24 protein-coding genes and 1 tRNA gene are annotated in these 24968 nt (G+C 64.8%); 3 read left to right on the plus strand and 22 right to left on the minus strand.

Annotated elements, in window-relative coordinates:
- Window positions 1-136 precede the first annotated feature (136 nt).
- Window positions 137-221 (plus strand) — tRNA-Leu (locus tag FF090_RS13530).
- A gap of 109 nt (window positions 222-330) precedes the next feature.
- Here FF090_RS13530 and FF090_RS13535 read toward each other — a convergent pair.
- From FF090_RS13535 to FF090_RS13630, 20 genes are all read right to left on the minus strand, one after another.
- Window positions 331-852, minus strand: coding sequence for a phosphoribosyltransferase (locus tag FF090_RS13535; RefSeq protein WP_138857221.1), 522 nt, complete (start codon window positions 850-852; stop codon window positions 331-333).
- Between the two features lie 58 nt (window positions 853-910).
- On the minus strand, window positions 911-2242 hold the full coding sequence (locus tag FF090_RS13540; protein ID WP_138858396.1) for an adenylosuccinate synthase: 1332 nt from the start codon (window positions 2240-2242) through the stop codon (window positions 911-913).
- A gap of 88 nt (window positions 2243-2330) precedes the next feature.
- Complete coding sequence (locus FF090_RS13545) at window positions 2331-3488, minus strand: ATP phosphoribosyltransferase regulatory subunit (protein WP_138857222.1); 1158 nt, start codon at window positions 3486-3488, stop codon at window positions 2331-2333.
- Between the two features lie 76 nt (window positions 3489-3564).
- Window positions 3565-3747 carry a DUF2065 domain-containing protein gene (locus FF090_RS13550; RefSeq protein WP_138857223.1) on the minus strand — a complete coding sequence of 61 codons (183 nt, stop codon included), beginning with the start codon at window positions 3745-3747 and terminating at the stop codon, window positions 3565-3567.
- A gap of 3 nt (window positions 3748-3750) precedes the next feature.
- The gene (hflC, locus tag FF090_RS13555) at window positions 3751-4629 is read right to left on the minus strand and encodes a protease modulator HflC (protein WP_138857224.1); all 879 of its coding nucleotides are present in this window, start codon (window positions 4627-4629) and stop codon (window positions 3751-3753) included.
- A 20-nt stretch (window positions 4630-4649) separates the two neighbouring features.
- Window positions 4650-5819 carry an FtsH protease activity modulator HflK gene (gene hflK / locus FF090_RS13560; protein WP_246071577.1) on the minus strand — a complete coding sequence of 390 codons (1170 nt, stop codon included), beginning with the start codon at window positions 5817-5819 and terminating at the stop codon, window positions 4650-4652.
- A 102-nt stretch (window positions 5820-5921) separates the two neighbouring features.
- On the minus strand, window positions 5922-7127 hold the full coding sequence (hflX, locus tag FF090_RS13565; RefSeq protein WP_221304903.1) for a GTPase HflX: 1206 nt from the start codon (window positions 7125-7127) through the stop codon (window positions 5922-5924).
- A 49-nt stretch (window positions 7128-7176) separates the two neighbouring features.
- A complete protein-coding gene (gene hfq / locus FF090_RS13570) occupies window positions 7177-7410 on the minus strand; it encodes an RNA chaperone Hfq (protein WP_246071423.1) in 234 nt (77 codons plus the stop codon).
- A gap of 78 nt (window positions 7411-7488) precedes the next feature.
- Entirely contained in the window at window positions 7489-8820 is a 1332-nt protein-coding gene (der, locus tag FF090_RS13575; protein ID WP_138857228.1) for a ribosome biogenesis GTPase Der, read from the minus strand.
- 10 nt (window positions 8821-8830) lie between these two features.
- Entirely contained in the window at window positions 8831-9955 is a 1125-nt protein-coding gene (gene bamB / locus FF090_RS13580; RefSeq protein WP_138857229.1) for an outer membrane protein assembly factor BamB, read from the minus strand.
- Window positions 9955-10620, minus strand: coding sequence for a YfgM family protein (locus tag FF090_RS13585; RefSeq protein ID WP_138857230.1), 666 nt, complete (start codon window positions 10618-10620; stop codon window positions 9955-9957). Before FF090_RS13585 ends, bamB begins: the two co-directional genes overlap by 1 nt.
- 28 nt (window positions 10621-10648) lie before the next feature.
- Complete coding sequence (gene hisS / locus FF090_RS13590; protein ID WP_138857231.1) at window positions 10649-11968, minus strand: histidine--tRNA ligase; 1320 nt, start codon at window positions 11966-11968, stop codon at window positions 10649-10651.
- A 3-nt stretch (window positions 11969-11971) separates the two neighbouring features.
- Window positions 11972-13240, minus strand: coding sequence for a flavodoxin-dependent (E)-4-hydroxy-3-methylbut-2-enyl-diphosphate synthase (gene ispG, locus FF090_RS13595; protein ID WP_138857232.1), 1269 nt, complete (start codon window positions 13238-13240; stop codon window positions 11972-11974).
- Between the two features lie 9 nt (window positions 13241-13249).
- Window positions 13250-14149: a helix-turn-helix domain-containing protein gene (locus FF090_RS13600; RefSeq protein ID WP_138857233.1), complete on the minus strand. Its 900-nt coding sequence runs from the start codon at window positions 14147-14149 to the stop codon at window positions 13250-13252.
- Entirely contained in the window at window positions 14146-14922 is a 777-nt protein-coding gene (gene pilW / locus FF090_RS13605) for a type IV pilus biogenesis/stability protein PilW (protein ID WP_138857234.1), read from the minus strand. Before pilW ends, FF090_RS13600 begins: the two co-directional genes overlap by 4 nt.
- Window positions 14923-14956: 34 nt before the next feature.
- A complete protein-coding gene (gene rlmN, locus FF090_RS13610) occupies window positions 14957-16165 on the minus strand; it encodes a dual-specificity RNA methyltransferase RlmN (RefSeq protein ID WP_138857235.1) in 1209 nt (402 codons plus the stop codon).
- Between the two features lie 4 nt (window positions 16166-16169).
- Window positions 16170-16595, minus strand: a complete 426-nt coding sequence (gene ndk / locus FF090_RS13615; protein ID WP_138857236.1) for a nucleoside-diphosphate kinase — start codon at window positions 16593-16595, stop codon at window positions 16170-16172.
- 90 nt (window positions 16596-16685) lie between these two features.
- Window positions 16686-18425, minus strand: coding sequence for a pseudouridine synthase (locus FF090_RS13620; RefSeq protein WP_138857237.1), 1740 nt, complete (start codon window positions 18423-18425; stop codon window positions 16686-16688).
- Window positions 18422-19126, minus strand: coding sequence for an SMC-Scp complex subunit ScpB (gene scpB / locus FF090_RS13625; protein ID WP_138857238.1), 705 nt, complete (start codon window positions 19124-19126; stop codon window positions 18422-18424). Before scpB ends, FF090_RS13620 begins: the two co-directional genes overlap by 4 nt.
- Before the next feature lie 184 nt (window positions 19127-19310).
- Window positions 19311-20318 carry an RluA family pseudouridine synthase gene (locus FF090_RS13630; protein WP_138857239.1) on the minus strand — a complete coding sequence of 336 codons (1008 nt, stop codon included), beginning with the start codon at window positions 20316-20318 and terminating at the stop codon, window positions 19311-19313.
- Window positions 20319-20442: 124 nt separating this feature from the next.
- Between FF090_RS13630 and FF090_RS13635 the strand changes: the two genes are divergently transcribed.
- Both FF090_RS13635 and FF090_RS13640 read left to right on the plus strand, forming a co-directional pair.
- The gene (locus tag FF090_RS13635) at window positions 20443-21231 is read left to right on the plus strand and encodes an outer membrane protein assembly factor BamD (protein ID WP_138857240.1); all 789 of its coding nucleotides are present in this window, start codon (window positions 20443-20445) and stop codon (window positions 21229-21231) included.
- 81 nt (window positions 21232-21312) lie between these two features.
- Window positions 21313-22110, plus strand: coding sequence for a PP2C family protein-serine/threonine phosphatase (locus tag FF090_RS13640; RefSeq protein WP_138857241.1), 798 nt, complete (start codon window positions 21313-21315; stop codon window positions 22108-22110).
- A 30-nt stretch (window positions 22111-22140) separates the two neighbouring features.
- Here the strand turns inward: FF090_RS13640 and FF090_RS13645 are convergent, their stop codons facing one another.
- On the minus strand, window positions 22141-23160 hold the full coding sequence (locus FF090_RS13645) for a serine hydrolase (RefSeq protein WP_138857242.1): 1020 nt from the start codon (window positions 23158-23160) through the stop codon (window positions 22141-22143).
- A gap of 102 nt (window positions 23161-23262) precedes the next feature.
- The gene (locus tag FF090_RS13650; protein ID WP_138857243.1) at window positions 23263-24804 is read right to left on the minus strand and encodes a 2-isopropylmalate synthase; all 1542 of its coding nucleotides are present in this window, start codon (window positions 24802-24804) and stop codon (window positions 23263-23265) included.
- Window positions 24805-24968 lie beyond the last annotated feature (164 nt).

Consider the following 24968-nt stretch of genomic DNA (forward strand, 5'->3'; position numbering starts at 1 on the left):
TCCTCGCGCGCTAACTCGGTCTTTTGACTGGGCCGCCGAGGGGCAGAGCAAAGAATTTCTCGAAACTTGCAGATTCGAAAAATTTGATGATAGAGTAGCGGTCTTTCGGGCAGAGACGTAGGTCGACAGCTTCGAAGCCCAGGTGGCGGAATTGGTAGACGCACTAGTTTCAGGTACTAGCGGGTAACTCCGTGGAGGTTCGAGTCCTCTCCTGGGCACCAAACAGAAAAAGGCCAGCACAGCGTGCTGGCCTTTTGCTTTTCCGGCGTGCATCTTTGATGCGAAAAAATGGCCAGCCGATTGAACTGGCCATTTTGGAGTCCGAAGAACTCAGATCGAAAGCTTCTTCTTCAGCGCCTCGGGACGCAGCGTGTCGTACTCCTCAAACGGCTGATGGATCCAGGGGCTGGTGTCCAGCTTCTCAACGAAGTACTCCGGCGTGTAGGTCGACACACCCTTCACCCAGATGACCGCCGAACGCAGTTCGGTGATGGCCGGAGTGGCGCGCAGACGCTCCACCACCGCGTTCAGCGTCACGCCGGAATCGGCCAGATCGTCCACCAGCAACACGCGGCCCGCCAACTCACCCTTGGGCATGGTGATGTACTTGGCGATGTCCAGACGACCTTGCAGCGTGCCGCCCTCGGCGCGGTAGGAACTGGTCGACATGATGCCCAGCGGCTTGTCGAACACCCGCGAGAGCACATCACCGGGGCGCAGGCCGCCACGTGCCAGGCACAGGATCTGGTCGAATTCCCAGCCCGAGGCATGGACCTTCAGAGCCAGCTTTTCCACCAGCAGGTGGTATTCGTCCCAGGAAACGTAGAGGTGCTTGCCGTCATCGGTCAGCATGGTTGGCCTTTCGGTGGCGATGGAGTGAGGGATTCTGTCGATTGAGGCGATTCGCGCCTCAGGCCTTGTACGGATGCTGCAACACGATGGTGTGCTCGCGATCCGGGCCGGTGGACACCATGGCGATGGGCACGCCGGCCACTTCCTCGATGCGACGCAGGTAGTTGCGCGCCGCTTCGGGCAGAGCATTCCAGTCGGTGGCGCCAAAGGTGGTTTCCGTCCAACCCGGGAAGGACTCATAGATGGGCTGGCAGGCTGCGATCTCATCCGGGTCCAAAGGCAGGATATCCAAGCGCTGCCCGTTCAATTCATAGCCCACCGCCATCTTGACCTCGGCCAGGCCATCCAGCACATCGAGCTTGGTCAGGCACAGACCCGTCACGCCATTGATGATCATCGAGCGCTTGAGGGCGGCGGCATCGAGCCAACCACAGCGGCGCGCCCGGCCGGTGACGGTGCCCTTCTCCTGGCCCACCGTCGAGAGGTGGTAGCCCACCGTACCTTCCTTCTCCCACTCCAACTCGGTGGGGAAGGGGCCGCTGCCCACGCGGGTGGCGTAGGCCTTGGTGATGCCCAACACGTAGTGCAGCATTTGCGGGCCGACGCCCGAACCCGCCGCCGCATTGCCAGCCACGCAATTGCTGGAGGTCACATAGGGGTAGGTGCCGTGGTCGATGTCGAGCAGGGTGCCCTGCGCGCCCTCGAACAGCAGGTTGTCACCACGCTGATGAGCCTGATGCAGGGCATAGCCGACGTCAGCCAGCAGCGGCGTGATTTGCGGCGCCAGTGCCATTGCCTGCTCGTAGATCACCTCAAAGGACAGTGGCTCCGCCTTCAGATGCCCGATCAACATGGTGTTGTGAAGCTCAATCAGCTCGCGCAGCTTTTTGGCGAAGCGCTCGGGGTGCTTCAAATCCTGCAGGCGCAGCGCGCGACGCGCCACCTTGTCCTCATAGGCCGGGCCGATGCCCTTGCCCGTGGTGCCGATCTTGCCGCTGCCGCTGGTCTCACGCAGCGCCTCACGGGCCTTGTCCACGGCCACATGGAAGGGCAGGATCATGGGGCAGTTCTCACTGATGCGCAGGCGCGAACGGACCTCGATGCCCGCCTTTTCCAGGCGCTCAATCTCACTCAGCAGATGGGCCGGGTCCACCACCACGCCGTTGCCGATATAGCAGACCACGCCATCGCGCATCACCCCCGAAGGGATCAACTGCAAGGCAGTCTTGATACCTTTGATCACCAGCGTGTGGCCGGCGTTGTGGCCGCCCTGGAAGCGCACCACACCTTGGGCGTGGTCGGTCATCCAGTCCACCACCTTGCCCTTGCCCTCGTCACCCCACTGGGTTCCAACCACCACCACATGGCGAGCTTGCGCCGTCTTGCTCATCGTGTTCATTGCGTCTTCCCATGCAGACATGCGCGTCTGCGGTTTACCGGTGCAGGCCCAGATGCCCGCAAGCTTTCATTCATGCCGCTCAGAGCGGCCGCACCATCCACTGACCGTCTTGCCCGACGAGCTCGCGATCGCAGGCGTATTCCTCACCCTCGTCCTCATGGCCAGGCAACACACAGACCACGGTCTCACCCTGCTGGCGCAGCTCGCGCACCGCTTGGCGCAAGCTCGCATCATCGCCCCAAGGCGCACGCACCGCCGCCCGCAGCGTTGAGGGCGTCAGGCCCTCCACCAAGGCCTTCAAGTCCAGACTGAAACCGACCGCCGGGCGTCGCCGCCCGAAGGCTGCACCCACTTCGTCATAGCGGCCGCCTCGCAGCAATACCTCGCACTGACCCGATCCATAGGCGCTGAAGCAAACGCCCGTGTAGTACTCATTGGCGCCCACACCCGCCAGATCAATGCCAATCTGCAAACTGGGGTGGCTCTTGCGCAGGTGCTCGACTAGCCAGCCCAGATCCCTCAAGGCCTGACTGAGCGCATCGCTGTTCGGCAAGACCGCCGCCGCCTGGGCCAGCACTTCAACACCCCCCTCCAGGTCAAGCAAAGCCTGTAGGCCTTGTTGAACCGCAAGTGGCAGCATGGCAGTGGCCTGCGCCAGCTGCTGGGCATCGCGCACCTGCAGTGCGGCGCGAACGGCCTGACAGTCCGACAGTGACGCACCCACCAACAGCGCCGCCAACGGCCGCGCATCACTGAAATCAAGCAGGGGCAAGGGCAATCCGGCCGCCACCAAGGCATCCAGGGCCAGATCGATCACCTCCAGATCGGCCTCAAGCCCGGCATGGCCGTAGATCTCCACGCCAAACTGCAAGGGCTCGCGGGAACTCAACACGCTGGCCGGGCGGGTGTGCACCACCGGACCGCAGTAGCACAGCCGCGTCACGCCACGCCGATTGAGCAAATGGGCGTCGATACGGGCCACCTGCGGCGTCATGTCGGCGCGCACACCCAGTGAGCGCCCAGACAATTGATCGACCAACTTGAAGGTGCGCAGATCCTGTGAGCGAGCCTGACCGCTCAGAAGCGACTCCAGGTGCTCCAACAGCGGGGGTTGGACCAGCTCGCAGCCGTAGCTGCGCGCCAAATCAAGAAGACACCGACGCATTTCTTCAATGCGGCGGGCCTGCGCAGGCAAGACATCGGCCAGGTGCTCAGGCAGCAGCCACGCTGAACTCATGCAGAAAATGCCGGGGGGTTAAAACGGGCATTCTACCGGGGCCGTTCAGGGTCTCCCCTAGCCTCCCCGGCCGGTTTCAGCGCATCAACAACATCAAACCCAAACCTACCACCACGCTCATCAGGCCAATGAAGCGCAACTGCCCATCGCTGAGTTGGAGCAATCGGCTGAACATGGCGCGCCACTGGCCGGGCCCGAGCAAGGGCATCAAACCCTCCACCACCAGCATCAAGGCCAGGGCCAGGCCAAGCCCTTCCATGGCTCAGCGCTTGCCTGCGGCGTCGCCGCGCATGGCCTTGAAGAACTCGGAATTCGGGTCCAGAACCATCACATCACTCTTGGTCTGGAAGCTCTTGCGATAGGCCTCCAGTTGGCGGTAGAACTGCGCGAACTGCGGGTCTCGACCGAAGGCCTCGGCATACAGGGCAGACGCCTTGGCATCGCCCTCGCCCTTCAGACGCTGGGCATCGCGATAGGCCTCGGCCAGGATGATCTCGCGCTGGCGGTCGGCATCGGCACGAATCTGCTCGGCTTCGGCGCCGCCCGTGGCGCGCAACTCATTGGCCACGCGCTTGCGCTCGGACTCCATGCGCCGGTAGACCGATTCGGTGATGCCCGCGGCAAAGTCCACGCGCTTGATGCGCACGTCCAGCACTTCGATGCCGAAGGGCTTGATATCCGCCTCCAAACGCTTGGCGATATCGCGCATCACGCCTTCGCGCTCGGTAGAGAGCACATCCCTCACGGTGCGACGGGTCACCTCTTCGTTGAGCGCCGCCTGGACGATGGGGGCGAGGCGGTTCTCCAACTGCTGCAGGCTGGCCCCGCTGTTGCGAATGAACTGGCGGGCATCACTGACGCGCCACTTCACCATCCAGTCAATCACCAGGCTCTTTTTCTCGGCCGTGAACACCGGCGGGAAGACGGGGCTGTCCAGCGTCTGCACACGGCGATCCATATAGACCACGTTCTGGAACGGCGGGGGCAGCTTGAATTTCAGCCCAGGCTCGGTCACCACCTCTTTGATTTCGCCCAACGCATAGACCACGGCGAACTGCCGCTGATCCACGATGAACAAGGTCGAACTGGCCAGCATCAAAGCCAGCAGGCCGCCAAAAATGAAGGGAAGGATTCGATTCATGTTGGGTGTCCTCGATGGGCTCAGCGGCTCTCGCGCTCGCGGGTGCGCATGCCCTCACGCGAGCGCAGGTCCGGCGTACCGCCTGACGAAGGCCCTTCCACCACGGTGGCGGGCATTTGCGCTGGCGCCGGAGCAGGCACCTGGGCCGCCGCATTGCCAGCCATCAGCTTGTCCAGGGGCAAGTACAAGAGATTGGAGCCACTCTTGGTCTCCACCATCACCTTGGAGACATTGGCATAGACCTGCGCCATCGTGTCGATGTAGAGCCGATCTCGCGTCACCGCGGGGGCCTTCTGATACTCGGCCAGCACCGAGCGGAAGCGCTGTGCATCACCCTCGGCCATCGCCACCACGCGGGCCTTGTAGGCCTCGGCCTCCTGCATCAGGCGCGCTGCCTGGCCCTTGGCGGTCGGAATCACGCTGTTGGCGTGGGCTTGACCCTCGTTCTTCAGACGTTCGCGATCCGCGCCTGCTTTGAAGGCATCGTCAAACGCGGCCTGCACCTGTTCCGGCGCCTGGACGCTGCCCATGTTCACGCTGACCACCTGGATGCCGGCCTTCAGCCGGTCCAACTGAGCCTGTACCGACTTGGCCAGATCGGTAGCGATGGCATCGCGCTGTTCATACAGCACCGAGTCCATATTGCTGCGGCCGACGATCTCGCGCACGGCCGACTCGGCCGCCAGTTGCACCGCCTCGTCGGGCGAGCGGTTCTCAAACAAGAACTCGCGCGCATCCTTGAGCCGATATTGCACCGTGAAGCGGATGTCGACGATGTTTTCGTCCTGCGTCAGCATGGACGACTCGCGCAAGCCCGTTGAGGCTGCCACCGTGTTGCGACCGACTTCAACCGAACGCAGTTGGGTCACATTCAAAATCTCGTGCGCCTGGAAGGGATAGGGCAGACGCCACTGGAAGCCCGCCTCGACCGTCTTGTCGAACTTGCCGAACGATGTAATGACGGCCTGCTGACCTTCCTGCACGATGAAAAAGCCGCTGCCGGCCCAGCCCAGCGCCAGCACGCCAGCAATCAGGCCCAGGCCGATGCCGGCCGACTTGGCATCCGGCGGTGGTGCCTCGGGACGATGGCCACTTCCTCCCGACGGCCCCCCCGGCATCAAGCCGCCCAGGCGGCGCTTGAAGTCGCGCCACAACTCATCCAAGTCTGGAGGGCCGTCCTGCTGGGCCATCAGGGCCCGCAAGCGCTGGGTCAGGCGGTTCAGAGGGCCGCTGCCAGCGGCATGGGCATGGGTGTGGCCAGGGATGGGGCGGTCGTTCATTCGATCACCGGTTCAATCATTGAAGGGCGGAACCTGCGTCAGCAGGAGTTCCATAGGTGGGGGCAAAGCATCAACCGACAAGCCCGCCAAAAGATCCTCACCCACCGCAGCGCGCGCCAGGGCTGCGCGCAGCTCCGGCAGACCCTCGCCACTGTAGGCGCTCACGAATACCCGCAGCACACGCCGGCCATCCGGGCGCTGCACGGCGTCCACCAAGCTGCGCGGCCGCTCGATCTCCGCCAGGCGATCCAGCTTGTTGAACACCACGATTTGCGGCGTGTCGGCACAGTCGATTTCCGCCAACACGCGCTCAACCTCCTGCCACTGCTCCAACAGCTTGGGCGAGGCGCAATCGATCACATGCAGCAGCACATGGGCATCGGCCGCCTCTTGCAAGGTAGCCTTGAAAGCCTCAACCAGCTTGTGCGGCAAATCGCGAATAAAGCCCACGGTGTCGGACAACAGAGCACCGCTGTTGCCATCGCCCAGATAGAGCGCGCGGGTGGTGGTATCGAGCGTTGCGAAGAGCTGATCGGCGGCGTAGCTGCCGGCCTTGGTCAGCGCATTGAAGAGCGTGGACTTGCCGGCATTGGTGTAGCCAACCAGGGAAACACGCAACTGGCCGCCGCGCGCGCGAGCCTTGCGCTGCGTATTGCGTTGGCGCTCGACCTTGTGCAGACGGATCTTGAGCTGCTTGATGCGCTCGTCAATCATCCGGCGGTCCAACTCCATCTGCCGCTCACCCGGGCCGCCGCGCGTGCCGATGCCGCCGCGCTGGCGCTCCAGGTGCGACCAGCGCCTGACCAAACGGGTGGCCAAGTACTGCAGTTGGGCCAGCTCGACCTGCAGCTTGCCCTCGTGGCTGCGAGCGCGCTGGGCAAAAATTTCCAGGATCAGCGCGGTGCGGTCGGAAACCGGCACGCCAAGGAATTGCTCCAGATTGCGCTGCTGAATGGGCGACAGGGCCTGGTCAAAAAGCACGGCTTCGGCCTGCTCGCCGAGCACCAGGGCCTTGAGCTCCTCGGCCTTGCCACTGCCCACGAACAGCGCGGCATCGGGGGCCTTGCGGCGGGCGATCACTCTGGCCACGGCCACATCACCGGCCGTAGCGGCCAGCAGCGCCAGTTCGTCCAGGCTGTCGTCGAAGTCGGGGTCTCGGCCGAAATCCACACCGACCAGCACCACTCGGGCCGGGTCGGTGTTTGAAGTGGGGTTCAAATCAATGCGGGTGCGGCCGGCAGGGCCACACGGGGCTGGGGCGCGCGGCTCAGGCTGCGTCGCCGGATTGGAAGTTCACGGCGCGGCCCGGCACCACCGTGGAGATGGCGTGCTTGTAGACCATCTGGGTCACCGTATTGCGCAGCAGCACCACGTACTGATCGAAGGACTCGATCTGGCCTTGCAGCTTGATGCCGTTGACCAGGTAAATGGACACCGGCACGTGCTCTTTGCGCAGCAGGTTCAGGAAGGGGTCCTGCAGCAGTTGGCCTTTGTTGCTCACGATATGCTCCGTGTTGGTTGGAATGGGCAGTGGCGGCGCACCTTATCACAGGCGCCCCACCCTGCCCTTCGACAGGGCCTATTCCTTGTCGAAAGGGTTGTCGCTGGAGCGCATTTCAATGCGCATGGGCGTGCCGGTCAGGCCATAGTGGGCGCGGATGCGGCCCTCCAGATAGCGCTTGTAGACATCACTCACGTGGTCGAGCGAGTTGCCGTGAATGACAACGATGGGCGGGTTCATGCCACCCTGGTGTGCATAACGCAACTTGGGCCGGAAGGCGCCCACTCGCTTGGGCGTCTGGTGCTCCACCGCTTCATGGATCAGGCGCGTGAGCACCGGGGTGGTCAGCTTCTTGAAGGCCGACGCATGGGCATCGGCCAGTGCCTTCCACAGCGGGCCCAAACCCTGACGCTTGAGCGCCGAAATATGGACCAGCGGCGCGAACTTCAGGAAGGACAGACGCGCCTCGATGGAGCGCTCCAGCATCTGGCGTTGATAGCTGTCGATGGCGTCCCATTTGTTGATGGCAATCACCACCGCTCGACCGCTCTCCAGGATGTAGCCGGCGATGTGCGCGTCCTGGTCCGACACCCCCTGCGTGGCGTCGATCAGCAGCAGCACCACATTGGCGTCTGCAATCGCCTGCAGGGTCTTGACGACCGAGAACTTCTCGATGGCCTCGAACACCTTGCCCTTGCGGCGCAGGCCGGCCGTGTCGATCAGCTCGAACTTGCGACCATCGCGCTCAAAGGGCACGCTGATGGCGTCACGCGTGGTGCCCGGCATGTCAAAGGCCACCAGGCGTTCCTCACCCAACCACGCATTGATGAGGGTGCTCTTGCCCACATTGGGGCGGCCCGCCACGGCCAGACGGATGGGACGGTCGGCCTCGTCCTGGGCCTCGTCCTCGTCGTCTTCCTCGAAGCCTTCGAGGGCCAACTCCAGCAGGCTGCGGATGCCCTGGCCGTGGGCCGAGGAGATGGGGATGGGCTCGCCGATGCCCAGCTCGTAGAACTCGGCCAGCAGCGGCGACTCGCGCATGCCCTCGGCCTTGTTCACGGCCAGCAGCACCTTTTTGCCACTGGTGCGCAGGTAGCGCGCAATGTCGTGGTCCTGGGCCGACAAACCGGCACGCACATCCACCACGAAGATCACGGCGTCCGCTTCGGCCACGGCCTGGCGCGTCTGCTTCGCCATCTCTTTAATGATGCCGGTCTCGGCCGTGGGCTCAAAACCCCCGGTGTCGATGACGATGAACTCGCGCTTGCCCAGGCGGCCATCGCCGTAGTGGCGGTCGCGGGTCAGGCCGGCGTAGTCCGCCACGATGGCATCGCGGCTCTTGGTGCAGCGATTGAACAGCGTGGACTTGCCGACGTTGGGGCGCCCGACCAAGGCAATGACGGGTTTCATGGGGTCTCGCTCAATTCAGACGCAGCGCGTGGACGCCACCGTTCTTGGCCACGACCAGCACCGTGTTGCCCGCGCGCACCGGGCCGGCCACGATGGGGCTGCCCCCGGTGGGCAGACGCAGCAGGGCCTTGCCCGTGTCGCGTGCCAGCACATGCACCTGGCCTTCGAAATCTCCCAGCACCACTTGCTGGCCCAGCACCAAGGCGCCGCTCAACTTGCGATGTTGGTACTCCTCGTTGGCCCACAGGGTTTCACCATTGCTCAAGCGCCAGGCGGTCAGGCGATCGCTGGCATCGAAGCCCACCGCCACTTCAGCATCAGCACCCACGCCCTTGGCGCCGCCCGAGGGTCGGCTCCACACCAGGCTGCCGCGCTGCGCGTTGACACAGCCCACGGCCGCCTGGAAGGCGCGCGCGCAAATCTGGTCACCCACGCGGGCCAGGGGGGCCACCAGGTCGCCCAGGCGCTCCACCTCGTTGGTGCCGCGCGGATTGGCCACATTGACTTCCCAGCGTAGCACGCCGCGCAAAGGGTCCACACCGGCGAGGCGGGCGCCCTGCCCCACCACCAAGGTGTCCTTGTAGGCGATGAGCCCGCCGGGCTGGGCCAGCAGCAGGGCATCACCCGGGCGGCGCAGCTCCCACAGACGGCGGCCATCCAGCACATCGAAGGCATGCACCGCACGGTCCACGCCCAGCACGAAGACGCGCTCGCCCGCCACCAGAGGCGCGGTATAGACCGGTGCGCCCAGGCGCTTGCGCCAGACTTCACGGCCGGCGTCCAGCACCACCAATTCCTGATCCCGGGTCACAACCGCCGCAAAGCGACCATCGCTGCCCACACCGGCGCTCAGCTTGGCTCCCACCTCGCCCTGCCAAAGCTCAGCACCGTCTTCGACGCGCAAGGCCTGGATTCGACCCGCGGAACTGGCCACCACGAAACGGTCTGCCAGGGTGGCGACCTGCAAGGGGAAGTCGACATCCCCGCTGCTCTGGCTCCACACCACCTGACCGCTCAAGCTCGCCTCGATCGGCGCCAACTCCTTGGGCTTGGGCGCATCCGAGCCGAACAGCGAGCAGCCGCCTAGCAACGCCGCCAGCGAGGTCAGCGCAAGGGCCTTCAGGGCACGATGCATCACTTGGAATCCTTGGCCTTGAGGCTGTCAACATCGACCGCCAGCGCGGTCAGCTTGGCGGCAATCAATTGGCGATAAGGCTGCTCGGCCGCCATGGCCAGATAGGCCGTCTTGTACTGCTCGCGCGCGGGATCCAGCTGGCCCTGCACTTGAGCCAGATCACCACGGCGGTCGGCGACGAGGGCCGCAAAGGCCGGCGACTCCACCTTGGCCAAGGCAGCCTCGGCCTCTTTGTAGCGCTTGGCGTCCAGGTGCAAGCTAGCCAAACGCAGTTGCGCCAGATCGCGCAAGGCGGGGGGGTTACCGTGCTCGGCCGCCCACTGGAGGGGCGCCAGGGCGGCCTCGGCCTTGCCACCGGCCTGCTGCGCATCGGCCAGCAGCAGAGCGGCCTGCGCGGTGTAGGTCATGCGCGCGCTCTGCTCCTTCATCTGCAGCCACATGCGCTGGGCCTTGTCGAGGTCCTTGGCCTGGGCAGCGCGCTCCACTTCGTCATAGAGCACGCTGGCCTTCAAGCCCTGCTCGCGCTGCCACCAGTTCCAGCCATTGAAGCCGGCAAAAGCCAACAAGGCCAGGGTCAGCAAGGTGGTGATGAGATTGCCCCAGCGGGCCCAGAAGGCCTTGAGGTTGTCCAGTTGTTCTTGTTCTTGAAGGTCGAGCGTGGCCATGGTCAGTCTCAGCGAAAGAGCGGCGGGATTATGCGCGGAGCAACTCGGCGGCCCAGTCGGCCACCGCTGCCAGCGGTCGGGAAACTTGAAGCGCGGCGGCGTCACGCAGGGGCTTGATAGCCACCTCGCCACGCGCCAACTCGTCGGCGCCAAACACCAGGGCATAGCGGGCACCGCTGGCATCGGCCTTTTTGAATTGCGATTTCATGCTGCTCTGGCCAGGGTGCAGCACCACGGACACACCCGCTGCCCGCAACTGCTCCAGCGCCACCATCACCTGCGGCAAACCCTCGCTGGAGGGCACCACCGCATAGGCCTGCGGCGTCGGCGCCTCGGGGGCAACCCCCACTTCCTCCAGCAACAGCAGCATGCGCTCCAGGCCCATGCCAAAGCCCACTGCCGGGGTGGGCTTGCCGCCCAGCTGCTCAATCAGGCCGTCATAGCGTCCGCCACCGCAGACCGTGCCCTGGGAGCCGAGTTTGTCGGTCACCCACTCGAAGACGGTCAGGTTGTAGTAGTCCAGGCCGCGCACCAGGCGCGGGTTCAGGGTGTAGGCAATGCCAGCCGCATCCAGGATGGCACGCACGCCATTGAAATGCGCCAGGGACTCCTCACCCAGGAAGTCCAGTAGCTTGGGCGCAGCATTGGCCATGTCCTGCAGGGCCGGGTTCTTGGTGTCCAGCACGCGCAGCGGGTTGCTGTACATGCGGCGCTGGCTGTCCTCGTCCAGCAGCGCCTTGTGCGCCTCAAGGTGCGCCACCAAGGCCTCACGGTGCGCGCGGCGCTCCGCCGGGGCGCCCAGACAGTTCAGTTCCAGGCGCACATGCTCAGGCCCTAGGCCCAGTTCGCGCAGCAGGCGGCTGCCCATCAGGATGACCTCGGCGTCCACATCCGGGCCGGCAAAGCCCAGCGCCTCGACACCCATCTGGTGGAACTGACGGTAGCGGCCCTTCTGCGGCTTCTCGCGCCGGAACATCGGGCCGAAGTAGTAGAGCCGGCGGCCCGAGTCACGCAGATAGCTGTGCTCGATCATGGCGCGGACCACGCCTGCCGTCATTTCGGGGCGCAGGGCCAGATGCTCGGCCTGGCCATGCTTGTCGGCGCGGTCCTCGAAGGCGTACATCTCCTTCTCGACGATGTCGGTGACCTCGCCGATGCCGCGCACGAACAGGGCTGTGGGCTCGACGATCGGCGTGCGCACATTCTGGTAGCCATAGCGCTGCAACACCGAGCGCATCTTGGCCTCTAACCACTCCCAGCGCGCCGACTCGGGCGGCAGGATGTCGTTCATGCCCTTGACCGCTTGGAGCATTTGCAACTTCTGCGGGATCTTCTTGGGTTCCGTCATGGGTCAGGCGGCAGCGCCGAAGCGCTTCTCGATATAAGTCTCGACGAGGGCGTGGAATTCGCTGGCAATGTTGTCGCCGCGCAGGGTCAGGGCCTTTTCACCGTCGATGAAGACGGGAGCAGCCGGCGCTTCGCCGGTGCCCGGCAGGCTGATACCGATATCAGCGTGCTTGCTCTCGCCCGGGCCATTGACGATGCAGCCCATCACGGCGACCTTGAGGTTCTCGACACCGGGATAGCGCTTGCGCCAGACCGGCATCTGCTCGCGCAGGAAGTCATCAATCTGCTTGGCCAGCTCCTGAAAGGTGGTGCTGGTGGTGCGGCCGCAGCCCGGGCAGGCGGTGACGCTGGGGTTGAAGGTGCGCAGGCTCAGGGACTGCAGGATCTCGGAGGCCACCACCACCTCTTGCGTGCGCGCCTCGCCCGGCTGAGGGGTGAGGCTGACACGAATGGTGTCGCCGATGCCCTCTTGCAGCAGGATGGCCAGCGCGGTGCTGGAAGCCACCGTGCCCTTGGTGGCCATGCCCGCCTCGGTCAGGCCCAGATGCAGCGGGTGGTTCGTGCGGCGGTTGAGCTCGCGGTACACGGTGATCAGGTCCTGCACCCCGCTGACCTTGCAGCTGATGATGACCTGAGCAGGGTCCATGCCCAACTCGACCGCGTAAGCCGCCGAACCCAGGGCCGAATCGATCAAGGCCTGGTACATCACGCTCTTGGCGTCCCAGGGCTGGGCGCGCTGGGCGTTCTCGTCCATCAGGCCAGCCAGCAGTTCCTGATCCAGGCTGCCCCAGTTCACACCGATGCGCACCGGCCGATCGTGGCGCAAAGCGGCCTCGATCATCTGCGCGAACTGGCGATCCTTCTTGTCGCCCTTGCCCACATTGCCCGGGTTGATGCGGTATTTGCTGAGCGCCTCCGCACAGGCCGGAAACTCGCTCAGGAGGCGGTGGCCGTTGTAGTGGAAATCGCCCACCAGCGGCACAGCAATGCCCATGCGGTCCAGTTGCTCACGAATGTGCGGCACGGCCGCTGCTGCCTCGGGCGTGTTGACCGTGATGCGCACCAGCTCGGAACCGGCGATGGCCAACTCCTTGACCTGGATGGCCGTGCCAATGACGTCCACCGTGTCGGTATTGGTCATGGACTGGATGCGCACGGGCGCGTCCCCACCCAGGGTGAGGACCTGTCCACCCCAAGCCACACGGGCTTGCAGGCTGCGGCGCGGCGGGATTTGGCCCGGCAGCACCGGCTTCAGGGCATTCAAGTCATTCATGGCTGGAAATCATTCAAGGGTGAGCCGCGCCACACGCAGGCTTTGGAAGGCCGACAGATCCTGGCTCTGGCCGCGCCACACCAAGTCAACACCTGGCGCATTGCCGATCACCAGGCGCACCGGCGGTCGGGCAACAGGCACATCCAGCTGCTCGCCCGCGCGCACCAGACGCGACAACAGAGGCTGGCCTTGGCCATCATGGGCCTGAACCCAACTGTCGTGGCGAACGCTCAGGGCCAGGCGCAATGACGCCGCCTCCGCAGCAGGCGCTGGGTTCGGGGCTTCGATCGGAGCGGGCTCGGATGCCGAAGCGGCGAGGACCTGGACTGGCGGCGTTGGCACGGAGACCGGGGGTGGGCTGACCTGCAAGGCAGCACTCGCCACAGGGGCCGCAGCGACAGCCGCAGCCGAGGCGGGTGCCTCGGGCAGCGCGCCAACGACTTCGGCGGCCACACCCTCCTGTGCGTCCGGGACATCGGCACCCAGCCAGCGGGCGCGCAAATCGTCCCCGGCGCCAAGCCACCACAGTCCAAGCAGCAGTCCAGCCAGCAGCACCAGACCAAGCGCCCCACGCGTTCCGTTAGCCGACCACCCCGGCGTCTGGATGGGTTGATTCAAGCCCTCAGAAACACGCTCAAGGGCCACCGGCGCAGCCCCGGGCATGGCCGCCAAGAAGGCGCGGGAGTCCGCGCCCAGGGCGCGGCACACCGCCGTGGCCAAAGCCCGGGCATAGGTTCGATCGGGCAATTGGTCCCAGGCCTCATCCTCCAGCGCACGCAAGCGCTGGGGTGCTACTTTCAGCTGAGTGGCCAAGGCGTCCAGAGCAATGCCCTTGGCCTCGCGCACAGCCCGCAGCTGCGCGCCAGGGCCGCGCTCTGGCTTCGGCGCTTCGACGTCCGCCTCGCTCATTCGAATCGACCACCTCGGTAAGCCTCGGCCTCGGCCGACTGCGGGAACTCACGCAGCAGACGCTGCCCCCACTCCGTGACACCCAGGCGATTGGCCAAGCGATGTTCGATGCGGGTGGCCAGCCACAGGCTCTGCGGGCTGCGCAGTTCATCCTTGCCGTTGACGCGCGCCACATAGAAGCGCGCACGGTCGTACTGGCGTGCCTGCAACAGCACATCGGCCAGACTTTGGCTGACAACGGGGTTGCCGGGGTCCAGCTCAAACGCACGCATCAGGCTGCGCTCGGCCTGCTCCAGGCGCTCGGCGCGTTGCTCGCAAACACCCTTGGCCAACCAGGTGCGAGCTGGCGCCCGATAGTTGGTTTGCGCCAGCGCCTCATCAAACCGGGCGCTGGCCGGCCCCCACTGCTTGAGCTGGCAGTGATACCAACCCAGGTTGTGCAGGGTGTCGGCGTCATTAGGGTAGAGCGCGAGCGTGCGGCGGAAACCCTCTTCGGCCGCGGCATGCTCGCCCATGCCGGCCAGGATCAGCGCCCGCAAGTTCAAGCCTTCGCGGCTGTCCGGCTTCAACTGCAGGGCCTGCTTCACCTCGTCGAGCGCAATGTTGTACTGCCCGCGGGCCAGGTAGCCACCGGCCAGCTCAATGCGCATGGCCGAGCGCCGCTCGGCCTCGTTGGCATCCAGGTCGGTGCGCGGGTCCGCAGGGCGGGCGCCCTGCTGGGCACAGGCCGAGAGCAACAGGATCAAACCGGCAAGGACAAACCCACGCTTCATGGCAATCAACCCGAAAAGGATGAAAAAACGCGCCTCACTCGGGGGCGCGAACGCGACGATGGACCACCACGGGCGCACGCGTCATGCGCTGCTCGGCCCGGGTGCGATCTTGCACTTCACCGGCCAATTGGCCGCAGGCGGCATCGATGTCATCACCGCGCGTCTTGCGCACCGTGGTGACGATGCCGGCCTGGATCAACACCTCGGCAAAGGCCATCACCCGCTCACGCGGACTCTTCTTGAGGCCCGACTGCGGGAAGGGGTTGAAGGGGATGAGATTGAGCTTGCAAGGGATGCCTGAGCCCCCAAGGTCGCTAGCCGGCGCCCGCCCCCCCAAGGGGGAGCTCGCCGACTTGGGGCGGCCCGGCGTCGGCGTGCCCTTTAGCAGCTTGACCAGTTGGGCCGCTTGCTCGGGAGCGTCATTGACGCCATCCAGCATGCAGTATTCAAAGGTGATGAAGTCGCGCGGCGCCCGCTCCAGATAGCGCCGGCACGATTCCAGCAACTCGGCGATCGGGTACTTCTTGTTGAGCGGCACCAGTTGGTCGCGCAGCGCGTCATCGGGGGCGTGCAGAGACACGGCCAGCGCAGCCGGGCAGTCCTCGCGCAGGCGGTCGATCATGGGCACCACGCCCGAAGTCGAGACCGTCACCCGACGGCGCGACAGGCCATAGCCATGGTCGTCCAGGAAGATGCGCAGGGCCGGCACCAAGGCGCCGTAGTTCTGCAGCGGCTCGCCCATGCCCATCATGACGATGTTGCTGATCACACGGCCACTGCTCTCACGGCTCTTGCCCTCGGCTCGCAGCGTGTGCTCAACGAACCAAAGCTGGGCCACGATTTCCGCCGTGCTCAGATTGCGACTGAAGCCCTGATGCCCGGTGGAGCAAAAGCGGCAACCTACGGCACAACCAGCCTGGGAGGAAATGCACAGGGTGGCGCGGTCGTCCTCGGGGATGTAGACGGACTCCACGGCATCGCCGTTGCCCACATCAAAAAGCCACTTGATGGTGCCGTCGGCCGAGCGCTGCTCGCTCAGCACCTTCAGGGCGGTGACCTCGGCCACCCCGGCGAGCTTGTCGCGCAGGGACTTGGCCAGGTCACTCATCTGCGCGAAGTCGGCGACTCCACGCTGATGAATCCAACGAAAGAGCTGGACAGCGCGGAAGCGCTTTTCGCCCAGCCCCTCGCAAAAGGCAACCAAGCCCTCCAGGTCAAGCCCGAGCAGATTGGTTGCCGTCATCGCTTCAGCGGCTGTACACCTGCATGCCGGGGAAGAAGAAGGCCACTTCTTGAGCGGCCGTCTCGGCGGCGTCCGAACCGTGCACGGCGTTGGCGTCGATGCTGTCGGCGAAGTCGGCGCGGATGGTGCCCTTCTCGGCCTTCTTGGGGTCGGTGGCGCCCATCAGTTCACGGTTCTTCAGGATGGCGTTCTCGCCTTCCAGCACTTGGATCATGACCGGGCCGGAAACCATGAAGTTCACCAGGTCATTGAAGAAAGGACGGGCCTTGTGGACGCCGTAGAAGGCTTCGGCTTCAGCGCGCGACAACTGCACCAGCTTGGCGGCGGCGATCTTCAGGCCAGCGCCTTCGAAGCGGGCCAGGATTTGACCAACCACGTTCTTGGCAACGGCGTCGGGCTTGATGATGGACAGGGTACGTTCGATGGCCATGGGTTTCTCCTAGTACTGGCTAGACGGCAAAGCCCGCGATTGTAGGCGCAGGCGGGTGTCAATCCGGTGATGCGACGGCTCTAGACCGCATCAACGGCGGCGCTTACCGCCGCCCTTGTGTCCACCGCCGCCGCCCCCGCCGCTACGGCGGTGGAAGCTGTCGGCACCGATATAGCCAACCGAGGTCTGCATCGGATCCGGCTCGCGCGGACCACCGCCACGGCCGCCGCGCGGTGCGTCGCGATCCGGCGCGCTGCCACCATGACCAAAGCCCTGCGGGAAGCCACGCTTGCTCTTGGCAAAGCGACGGTCAAAGGTCTGCTCCAGCGGGTTGACGTTGTGCGGGATGAAATCGTCGTCATCGTCCAAGCGAGGCCGCGCCTCGCCCGGCTGACGCTGAGGACGCTCCGGGCGCTCGAAGCGGTCCGGGCGATCCTGGCGCTCTGGGCGTCCATCCCGCCCCTCGGGGCGCGGCCCACGCTCGCGTCGCGCCTCGTTCGAGCCGCGTTCCGGCCGCGCGCCCTTGGCGCCACGGCCGTCGTTACGCCCGTCGCCACGACCTTCACGATCGCCTCGATCACCGCGATCACCCCGCCCTTCACCCTGCCCCGGCTGGGCCAGACGGCGAATGGTCTTGACGTCAAAACCGTTGAGCTCCACCCACACGCCGCGCTTGAGGCCATGCGGCAGCACCACATTGGCATAGCGCACACGGATCAGGCGGCTGACGGTCAACCCCACCGTATCGAAAAGCTTGCGCACTTCGCGGTTGCGACCCTCGGTGATGACGACGCGGTACCAGCGATTCACCCCCTCGCCGCCCACGCTCTCGATGCTCTTGAAAGCCGCCGTCTGGCCATCAACCTCCACACCCGACAGGAGCTTGGCTTTGGACTCATCGTCCAGCTGGCCCAGCACCCGCACTGCGTACTCACGCTCAACACCGAAACGCGGATGCATCAACTGGTTGGCCAAATCACCCGAGTTGGTGAACAGCAGCAGGCCTTCGGTGTTGATGTCCAGACGACCCACCGACAGCCACTTCCCCATCTGGAGCTTGGGCAGCGTGCGGAACACCGTAGGACGACCCTCGGGGTCGTTGAAGGTGACGATCTCGCCCACCGGCTTGTGATAGGCCAGCATGCGTGGCAGCGGCGGCGCGATGCGAATCTTGACCGGCTTGCCATTGACCGCCACGCGGTCACCCCAGGACACGCGCTGGCCGATATGGGCCGGCTCACCATTGACCTCAATCTTGCCTTCGGCAATCCAAGCCTCGATATCGCGCCGCGAGCCAATGCCCGATTGGGCCAGCACCTTTTGCAGCTTGGGCGCGTCGGCTTCAGCCGCCAGCACCCGCTTGTCGGGCTCGGCCGCGGCCTGGACGGGCTCACCCACTTCGGTCGGTGCCGAATCGCCTTCGGCGAACAACTCGGCCAGGCGCGCCTCCAGTGCGGCTGCGGCTTGGTCGGCCTGCAACACCAGACTGGGGCCCGCATCCTCACGAGCCCCTGCGGGCGAAGCCTCGGCCGCCTCCACCGGTTCTTGAATCGCCTTCGGAGCCTCGGTCGCCGGCAGGGCTTCTTGAACCGCCGACGCCTCCTCCATCACGGGTGCAGCCGCAGGCTTGCGTCGCCGCGCGGGCTTACGCACCTCAGCAACCTCGGCCACCTCGGCGGGACCCTCAGTCGCCGACGGCTCCTGCTGCGATGCCGAGACTTCGGGCACGCTGCTCACGTCCGCGACAGCCGGCGCCTTGGCGCGTGGGCTGCGGCGACGCGGCTTGACGGGCGATTCTTCGGCGGGCGCGGGGTTCTGCTCGTCGCTCATGGTGTTTTCACTTCCAGGTCTTGCGGATTCAAGGGCTCGGCGGAGTCCGGCTCAGCGGTTTGCTCCTGCGCGGCCCCTTGAGGGGCAGCCGACTCAGTCGGCGGGTTGATCGGGCTCATGCCATCCGCCGCGGCGACTGCCTCGGCTTCGGCCAACAAACTCACCTGCTCGGGGGCCAATTCGGGCAGGGCAAATCCTTCCAGGGCCGGCAACTCATCCAGGCCGCGCAGCCCCAGATCAGCCAGAAACTGACGCGTCGTGGCAAACAGGGCCGGGCGGCCCGGCGCTTCACGATGGCCGATGGACTCGACCCAGCCGCGGTCCTCGAGTTGGCGCATGATTTGCGCGCTCACCACCACACCGCGAATGTCCTCAATATCGCCTCGCGTCACCGGCTGCCTGTAGGCAATGACCGCCAAGGTTTCCATTGCCGCCCGCGAGTAGCGTTGCGGCCGTTCGGGGTGCAGTCGCTCCAGGTGCGGGCGCAGCGCCAGGCGCGTCTGGAAACGCCACCCCTGCGCCAACTCCCGCAGCTCCAAGCCACGATCCGCCCAGTCCTGCTGCAGTTCGCGCAGCAAAGCCAGCAACGACTCGCGCTGCATTTCGCCACCCAACAACTGCTGCATGTCTTTGAGCGTCATCGCCTGAGCCGCGCACAAGAGCGCCGCCTCCAGGATGGATTTCGCTTCACACGCCTGCATGCCTTCCTTCCAGGGTGCTGAGGGTCGTCACCCTCGCCTAACTCAGGGGGCCTTGCCCCCGCTCCGGCGGCGGCCTCACGCGCGCCACCTCGAGGGCAGCAGGAAAATCATCTGCGCCCATTGGCCTCATACCGCTCGATCCGACCCAGCTCGGGACGCTCGGTCATCGCTGCGGCCGCGCATTCTAGTGCCTTGGCGCAAGCGGCTCGATCGGCGCCCCCAGAAGCTCCAGCGCCGCCTGCTGCAGATCCAAGGGCGGCGGCGCGATCCAGCTCATGTGCACTCCCGTCTGCGGGTGGCACAGACTCAAGCGCGCCGCATGCAAGCCCTGCCGGGACAACCCTCCTTGCGCCCGCCCGCCGTACAGCACATCACCCACCAACGGATGCCCGCGATGCGCCGCATGCACCCGAATCTGATGCGTGCGGCCACTGTGCAACTGGCAATGCAAGAGGCTCTGTGCCGCGCCAACCCGCAGCGGATCGAAATCCGTGCGAGCCTCCTTGCCCTGACTACTCACAGCCATGCGGGTGCGCACGCGTGTGTCGCGTCCAATCGGCGCGTCGACACTGAAAGCCGCCTCAACCCGGCCATGGCACAGCGCCAGATATTCCCGCTTGACAGTGCGCGCGGCCAACTGCGCCACCAGATCGTGATAGGCCGCCAAGCTCTTGGCCACTACCATCAGCCCAGTGGTGTCCTTGTCCAATCGATGCACGATGCCCGCCCTGGGCAATTGCGCTGCCCCGGCATGGTGAGCCAATAAGGCATTCAGCACCGTACCCGACCAGTTTCCCGCGGCGGGGTGCACCACCCAACCCGCCGGCTTGTTCATCACCAGCAAGGTATCGTCCTCAAACACACGGTCAATGGGCAAAGCCTCAGGCTCAAAAGGCACTGCATGCTGCGGCAGGCGCCAGCTCACCTCCGCCAGTTGCCCAGGCCGCAAGCGCCGCGAGGCCGAACTGCAGACCACCCCCTCCAGTCGCACCGCCCCCGCCTCAATCAGCTGCTGAGCATGCGAGCGTGAATAGCCTGGGTAGAGGCTGACCAGCCATTGGTCCAGACGCAGACCCATCGCGTCGACCGGCACCCGGCCGCTCCAATCCTGGGGGCCAGCCCCCTCACCCAGCACCTCGTCCGAGTCGTCCGAGAGTGCCTCGACATCGCTTCCTATAATTCCCGTTCCCATTCGTGAACCGGCCTCCCGCCCTTCAATGCCATTTCTGAGTTTTCGCGTTGCCTCGCAACGCCGCGCCATGGGCGCCTGCGATGTTTCCGCATCGACCTTGCCACTCAGCCGGACGTGGCCTCGCATGAAGCGGTGGGCCGGCGCGGCGGCCCTGGGCCTGCTCGCAGCCTGCGGCAGCACCGTCAAGGATGACCCCAACTCCCAGGCCAGCCTTGACAAATTGTATGTAGAGGCCAAGGAAGAGCTGAGCACCGGGGCATACGAACGCGCCATCAAGCTGCTGGAACGCGTGGAAGGCCGCGCCGCCGGCACCGTGATGGCCCAGCAAGCTATGCTGGAAATGGCCTGGGCGCAGCACCGCAGCGGCGAAAAGGCCCAGGCGCTCTCCACGCTGGATCGCTTCATCAAGCTCCACCCCTCCAGCGCCGGCCTGGACTACGCGCTGTACCTGAAGGGCCTGGTCAACTTCAATGAGGACCTGGGCTTCTTCGGACGCTTTGCCGGTCAGGATATTTCGGAGCGCGATCAGCAGGCCTCGCGTGATGCACTGCAAGCGTTTCGCGAATTGGTCGAGCGCTTCCCGCAATCGCGCTACAGCGAAGACAGCCGCATCCGCATTGACTTCATCACCAACATGCTTGCGCGCCACGAAGTCCATGTCGCGCGCTACTACTACCAGCGTGGCGCATATGTGGCTGCGGCCAGCCGCGCCCAGACGGCGGTGACGGACTACCAGTACGCCCCCGCAACCGAAGAGGCGCTGCACCTTTTGGCACAAAGCTACGAACAGCTGAAGCTGACGGCGCTGCGCGACGATGCGCTGCGCGTGCTGCGCAAGAGCTACCCGAGCAGCCAGTATTTGCCCGGCAACGAGCCGCCGGCTCGAAGCTGGTGGCAGTTCTGGCGCTCTTGAGCCCCCACGGATGCGGTGGGCGCTCACATTTATCCACCGATTGATGGCGGTTTTCGCGCCATTGCGACCTAGGATGCCCTGATGGCCATCCCGCCCCGCAGCACCAAACCCGTCCATCGCCCGGTGGCGACCCACCGCTTGGTCGCAGCCACCGGCATTCACCGGGGCGACCGCCTGTACCAGCAGGATCAGGTTTGTGTGATCGCGCACCCGCAGGTCAGCGGCTCCATGCTGGCCCTGGTGGCAGACGGCATGGGCGGCAAGAGCGGCGGTCGAAAGGCGGCAGATCAGGTGGTCCTGACTGCCCAGCAGCTGTACGAGCGTCACTCGCCCTCGGAAGAGAGCCCGCAAGAGCTGCTACGCCAGCTGTGTGCAGAAGCTCACCTGATGATCAAGCTCACGGCCCTGTCCGCTGAGGAAGAACCCCACAGCACCCTCGCTGCGTTCTTGATTACCCCGGAGCGTCAGTGCTACTGGATCCACAGCGGCGACTCGCGCATCTTTCACTTTCGCGGCCCCACCCTCCTCAAGCGCACACTGGACCAGTCCTATGTGCAGCGCCTGATCAATGAGGGCACGTTGACCGAGGCCGAGGCAGCGGTGCATCCGCAGTCCAATCTGCTGACGGCTTGCCTGGGCACCGTTCAGGATCCCGAGCCCGTCGAAGCTGCGATCGGTGAGCTGGAAGTGGGTGATGTGCTGATGTGCTGCAGCGATGGCCTCTGGCACTACTTCAACACGCGCGAACTCGGCATCGTGCTTCAGAGCCTGCCCCCGCGCGAGGCCGCCGAACTGCTGATCAACAAGGCGCGTCAGCGCGCGCAGGGCGGTGGCGACAACCTGTCCCTGGCCATCGTCAAGATCGAAGCCGCCAGTTAAGCGCTTGGCGGCGTAAGCGAGCAGACGGGCTCAGCCCGCCCGATGGGTGCTCAGCCAACGACGCACACGTTCCGCGTCGCCAATCCGGCTGTACTTGCCAGCCGAATCCAGGAACACCAAGATCAGCTTGCGCCCGGCCATTTCGGCCTGCATCACCAGGCAGCGACCCGCTTCGGCGATATAGCCCGTCTTTTGCAGGCCAATATCCCAGGTCGGACTGCGCACCAAACCGTTGGTTGTACGGAACGCCATATCGCGCCGACCCACCCGAACCTTGTGCTCGGTCGACGTGGACAACTCCCGCAGCAGCGGCACTTCATAGGCCACCTTGACCAAACGTGCCAGATCACTGGCGCTGCTCTGGTTTGCGCTGGACAAGCCCGTCGGCTCCACATACCGCGTATCGGCCATTCCCAGTTGGCGCGCCTTCTGGTTCATGGCCGCCACAGCCGCCTGCAACCCACCGGGATAGTGACGGCCCAAGGCATTGGCAGCTCGGTTCTCACTGGACATCAAGGCCAAGTGCATCAACTCTCCACGAGTCAGCCGCGTGCCCACAGCCAGGCGCGAGCCCGTATGCTTTTCGGTGTCGATGTCCTCGGACGAGATGGTCAACACCTCATCCAAATCCTGCTGCGCTTCACTAACCACCAGCGCAGTCATCAGCTTGGTGATGGAGGCGATGGGCAGCACGGCGGCCTCGTTCTTGGCCAGCAAGACCTCATTGGTCTCTTGGTCCATCACCAGTGCCACATTGGACTTGAGGTCCAGCGGGTCGTCGGTCCGATGCAAACCAGCCAATTGGCCATGCGTAGGCCGAGCCGGGATGATGGCTTGGCGCTGCGCGACCACCGCCTTGCGCTTAACGCTTGCCTTGCCCTTGACCGCCTTACGCGGCGCACTGGCCTTGGGCTTGGTCGTGCGAACTTGAATTTGCTGCTCGCTGCGTTTGGCCTCCTTCTTGGCTGCGGCATACACCGGAGCCAAGCCCAGGCTTGAGCCCCCCACAGCCAACGCCACCACAAAGCCCCACCAACGCAAACGCCGCATGCACTTCCCCAAAAACCAGGCCCCGAGTGTATCGAGGCCTGGCAATCTCAACAATCACAAGAACTTAGGTGAATATCTTGAGATTCAGGGTTAATCAGTAGCTCATCCCTGGGCAGGCAATCTCTCGTTCTTGCTGCGCAACTTGTTGAGCGCATTCAGATAGGCCTTCGCCGAGGCGACGATGATGTCCGGGTCAGCCCCAACCGCATTCACCACCCGTCCGGCGTGCTGCAGGCGCATGCTCACCTCGCCTTGCGACTCGGAGCTGCCGCTGGAAATGGCGTTGACACTGAATAGAAGCAACTCCGCGCCGGATTGAAGCTGCGACTCAATGGCGCGCACGCAAGCGTCCACCGGCCCGTTGCCATCGCTCTCAGCCCGGTACTCCACCCCGCCGGCTTCAAACACCACCGCCGCGTGCGGCCGCTCGCCCATTTCAGAGCGCTGCGCCAAAGCCAGCAGCCGATAGTGGTCGGGCTCGTGGTCAGCCTGCTCCTCCATCACCAGGGCCAGAATGTCTTCGTCGAAGACCTCGGCCTTGCGATCGGCCAGATCCTTGAAACGCTGGAAGGCCTCGTTCACTTCGGCCTCACCGTCCAACTGGATGCCGAGCTGTTCCAGCCGCTGCTTGAAGGCATTGCGGCCACTGAGCTTACCCAGCACGATCTTGTTGGCTGCCCAGCCCACATCCTCGGCGCGCATGATTTCGTAGGTATCCCTCGCCTTGAGCACGCCGTCTTGGTGAATGCCGCTGGCATGGGCGAAAGCATTGGCGCCGACCACCGCCTTGTTGGGCTGCACCACAAAGCCGGTGGTCTGGCTGACCAGTCGCGAGGCGGCCACGATCTGGCTGGCATCGATCCCCACTTCCAAACCGAAGTGATCGCGGCGGGTTTTCACAGCCATCACCACTTCTTCCAATGAGCAATTGCCGGCTCGTTCGCCCAAACCGTTGATAGTGCACTCAACCTGACGCGCACCGCCAATCTTGACGCCAGCCAGCGAATTGGCCACCGCCATGCCCAGGTCGTTATGGCAGTGCACGCTCCAGATGGCCTTGTCGCTATTGGGAATACGCCGGCGCAGGTCGGCGATGAATTCACCATAGAGCTCAGGGATGGCATAGCCCACGGTGTCGGGAATATTGATGGTGCCAGCGCCCTCGGTAATCACTGCCTCGATGACCCGGCAAAGAAAATCAGGATCGCTGCGGTAGCCATCTTCAGGAGAGAACTCAACGTCATCACAGTGATTGCGCGCAAAGCGCACCGCCAAGCGCGCCTGCTCCAGTACCTGGTCCCGGGTCATGCGCAGCTTCTTCTCCATATGGAGTTCGCTGGTGGCGATGAAGGTGTGAATGCGCGCCGCGTTAGCCCCCCGCAGAGCCTCGGCCGCGCGGCTGAGGTCGCGGTCGTTGGCCCGCGCCAGCGAGCAGATGCGCGACTCACGCACCGCTTCAGCAATGGCCTTCACCGCCTCGAAGTCGCCTGGGCTGGCCGCAGCAAATCCGGCCTCGATCACATCCACCCGCAGGCGCTCCAACTGCCGCGCAATGCGCAGCTTTTCGTCCTTGGTCATCGACGCGCCGGGCGACTGCTCGCCATCGCGCAAGGTGGTGTCAAAGATGATCAGACGGTCGGCCATAGGTCGCTCCAAAGAGGCAAAAACAAAACGGCCCGCCGAGTTGGACTGGGCGGGCCGTAGAGAGGGTTCAGCACTGGGCTGGACGCGTCAACGCACCCGGAGGCACTCCAGTAGTAGGGTGAAGGTGGGAGTCGACGACATGGATTGAATGTAGCAGCGGCCGT

Source organism: Inhella inkyongensis (assembly GCF_005952805.1).
Lineage (GTDB): Bacteria > Pseudomonadota > Gammaproteobacteria > Burkholderiales > Burkholderiaceae_C > Inhella > Inhella inkyongensis.

Excerpts from the sequence above, each read along its gene's own strand:
- FF090_RS13535 (WP_138857221.1), bottom strand. The coding sequence starts at position 852 with ATGCTGACCGATGACGGCAAGCACCTCTACGTTTCCTGGGACGAATAC.
- FF090_RS13540 (WP_138858396.1), bottom strand. The coding sequence starts at position 2,242 with ATGAGCAAGACGGCGCAAGCTCGCCATGTGGTGGTGGTTGGAACCCAG.
- FF090_RS13545 (WP_138857222.1), bottom strand. The coding sequence starts at position 3,488 with ATGAGTTCAGCGTGGCTGCTGCCTGAGCACCTGGCCGATGTCTTGCCT.
- FF090_RS13550 (WP_138857223.1), bottom strand. The coding sequence starts at position 3,747 with ATGGAAGGGCTTGGCCTGGCCCTGGCCTTGATGCTGGTGGTGGAGGGT.
- hflC (WP_138857224.1), bottom strand. The coding sequence starts at position 4,629 with ATGAATCGAATCCTTCCCTTCATTTTTGGCGGCCTGCTGGCTTTGATG.
- hflK (WP_246071577.1), bottom strand. The coding sequence starts at position 5,819 with ATGGCCCAGCAGGACGGCCCTCCAGACTTGGATGAGTTGTGGCGCGAC.
- der (WP_138857228.1), bottom strand. The coding sequence starts at position 8,820 with ATGAAACCCGTCATTGCCTTGGTCGGGCGCCCCAACGTCGGCAAGTCC.
- bamB (WP_138857229.1), bottom strand. The coding sequence starts at position 9,955 with ATGCATCGTGCCCTGAAGGCCCTTGCGCTGACCTCGCTGGCGGCGTTG.
- FF090_RS13585 (WP_138857230.1), bottom strand. The coding sequence starts at position 10,620 with ATGGCCACGCTCGACCTTCAAGAACAAGAACAACTGGACAACCTCAAG.
- hisS (WP_138857231.1), bottom strand. The coding sequence starts at position 11,968 with ATGACGGAACCCAAGAAGATCCCGCAGAAGTTGCAAATGCTCCAAGCG.
- ispG (WP_138857232.1), bottom strand. The coding sequence starts at position 13,240 with ATGAATGACTTGAATGCCCTGAAGCCGGTGCTGCCGGGCCAAATCCCG.
- FF090_RS13600 (WP_138857233.1), bottom strand. The coding sequence starts at position 14,149 with ATGAGCGAGGCGGACGTCGAAGCGCCGAAGCCAGAGCGCGGCCCTGGC.
- pilW (WP_138857234.1), bottom strand. The coding sequence starts at position 14,922 with ATGAAGCGTGGGTTTGTCCTTGCCGGTTTGATCCTGTTGCTCTCGGCC.
- rlmN (WP_138857235.1), bottom strand. The coding sequence starts at position 16,165 with ATGACGGCAACCAATCTGCTCGGGCTTGACCTGGAGGGCTTGGTTGCC.
- ndk (WP_138857236.1), bottom strand. The coding sequence starts at position 16,595 with ATGGCCATCGAACGTACCCTGTCCATCATCAAGCCCGACGCCGTTGCC.
- FF090_RS13620 (WP_138857237.1), bottom strand. The coding sequence starts at position 18,425 with ATGAGCGACGAGCAGAACCCCGCGCCCGCCGAAGAATCGCCCGTCAAG.
- scpB (WP_138857238.1), bottom strand. The coding sequence starts at position 19,126 with ATGCAGGCGTGTGAAGCGAAATCCATCCTGGAGGCGGCGCTCTTGTGC.
- FF090_RS13630 (WP_138857239.1), bottom strand. The coding sequence starts at position 20,318 with ATGGGAACGGGAATTATAGGAAGCGATGTCGAGGCACTCTCGGACGAC.
- FF090_RS13635 (WP_138857240.1), top strand. The coding sequence starts at position 20,443 with ATGAAGCGGTGGGCCGGCGCGGCGGCCCTGGGCCTGCTCGCAGCCTGC.
- FF090_RS13640 (WP_138857241.1), top strand. The coding sequence starts at position 21,313 with ATGGCCATCCCGCCCCGCAGCACCAAACCCGTCCATCGCCCGGTGGCG.
- FF090_RS13645 (WP_138857242.1), bottom strand. The coding sequence starts at position 23,160 with ATGCGGCGTTTGCGTTGGTGGGGCTTTGTGGTGGCGTTGGCTGTGGGG.
- FF090_RS13650 (WP_138857243.1), bottom strand. The coding sequence starts at position 24,804 with ATGGCCGACCGTCTGATCATCTTTGACACCACCTTGCGCGATGGCGAG.